This window comes from Kitasatospora sp. NPDC048296 (assembly GCF_043201815.1).
GTDB lineage: Bacteria > Actinomycetota > Actinomycetes > Streptomycetales > Streptomycetaceae > Kitasatospora.
This window is the reverse complement of the sequence record NZ_JBICZB010000239.1, coordinates 1-1,024: the sequence shown is the minus strand read 5'-3', so window position 1 is coordinate 1,024 and position 1,024 is coordinate 1. Positions and strand designations below refer to the sequence as shown.

General features: G+C 72.0%; 1 protein-coding gene and 2 pseudogenes. All 3 read right to left on the bottom strand.

Annotated features, from left to right (window positions below):
• Nucleotides 1–126: pseudogene (locus tag ACGF12_RS38745) on the bottom strand (ATP-binding protein); the annotation flags it as partial.
• Nucleotides 107–769 (bottom strand): DUF742 domain-containing protein, encoded by a 663-nt coding sequence (locus tag ACGF12_RS38740; RefSeq protein ID WP_393041416.1) that lies wholly within the window; start codon nt 767–769, stop codon nt 107–109. The pseudogene ACGF12_RS38745 and the gene ACGF12_RS38740, both read right to left, overlap by 20 nt.
• Before the next feature lie 161 nt (nt 770–930).
• Nucleotides 931–1,024: pseudogene (locus tag ACGF12_RS38735) on the bottom strand (roadblock/LC7 domain-containing protein); the annotation flags it as partial.

The window sequence follows — 1,024 nt, the reverse complement described above, 5'->3', positions numbered from 1 at the left end:
GGGGTTGATCTCGGAGACGGCGCCGACGAGCGTGGTCTTGCCGACACCGAAGCCGCCCGCGATGACGATCTTCGCGGAGGTGGTGGCGCGGGTGGGGGCGGCCGCGTTAGAGCTTGCGAAGTCCACTGAGGACCCTTTCGAGCAGCGTGACGTCGGGCTGGTTTCCGGATTCGCCGCCGGAAGCGGGCTGGTGGATGGCGACGAGGCCGGCCTCGGCCAGGTCGGCCACGAGGATGCGGGCCACTCCCAGGGGAAGGGAGAGCAGCGCCGAAACCTCCGCGACGGATTTGACCTCCGTGCACAGGGTGCAGATCCGCTGGTGCTCGGGGAGCAGGGTGGCCAGGCGCTGCGGGTCGACGTCGGCGGAGACCAGGGCCTCCAGCGCGAGCTCGTAGCGCGGCCGGGTGCGACCGCCGGTCATCGCGAACGGCCGGATCAGCGGGCCGGAGTCGGGCTCGTCCTCGAACTCCTCGACGTGCCCGGGCTCCTGGGCCGGCTGGTAGCCGGGCGCCTGGGCGGGTGCCGGGGCCGGCCAGCCGGTCGGTTGCGGGCCGGGCGGCGGAGTGTCGTAGGCGGGCTGCTGCCCGGCGTACGGGTCGTACTGGCCGTACTGCTCCTCGGCCCGGGGGTACGGGTGCTGCTGGGGCTGCCCGTACTGGTGCCGGCCGTACTGCTGACCGTGGCCGACGCCGGGTGCTCCGAAGGCGTCATGGCCTGTGCCAGGGTACGGAACGCCGTACTGGCCGCTGCGGTCGTCGGGCGGTGTCACGGTTCCTCTCCTCACAGGGTGCGGCGGTGCGGTGCGAGCTTCGGTACGAGTCCGGAGCCGGTGGTGCGAAGGCCGTACAACGTCCGAACCCGAGCCCGCCGAAGCGGGCCCGGGAAGGACGCGGAGGTGCTTCGAATACCTGGACGGTATCCGACGAACCGTCAGTGCAGGAGACTGCCCTGGAGTTCCGCGCGAAGTGCGGGGGTGAGGACGGCGCCGGCTCGGTCGACGAGCAGGGCCATTTCGTAGCCGACG